Raw genomic sequence first — 312 nt, 5'->3', positions numbered from 1 at the left:
GGTCGATGACAAATCCCTGGCCGCTGCGGCCCACGTGGATTTCGGAAACGATGAACCAGATAGGCTTCAGACTGATTTCGGCGATGACCGAGTTCGCGACAACTAAATTGTCGTAACTGGCCATTGCCATGGTTATGGAGGGTTCGGAACCCGGACGATAAATGACTGGGCCGCACCAGACCTTCGCCGTCTTGGCGCCCATGACAGCGGGATCGCCTGAGCGATCAGCCCCGCTTTCTGTCCTGTTTTTGCCAATGCGAGAGATGTGCAGCCGCTCCGCGCCAGCACCGTCAACAATACTGATGCTGAGGA

1 pseudogene is annotated in these 312 nt (G+C 57.1%); it reads right to left on the bottom strand.

Going from position 1 to position 312, the window contains the following annotated elements:
* Positions 1-312 (bottom strand): annotated as a pseudogene (locus EN852_RS36510) (adenylate/guanylate cyclase domain-containing protein); the annotation flags it as partial.

It is taken from the genome of Mesorhizobium sp. M2E.F.Ca.ET.209.01.1.1 (assembly GCF_004010375.2).
Lineage (GTDB): Bacteria > Pseudomonadota > Alphaproteobacteria > Rhizobiales > Rhizobiaceae > Mesorhizobium.
This window is presented reverse-complemented; position numbering and strand designations above follow the sequence as displayed.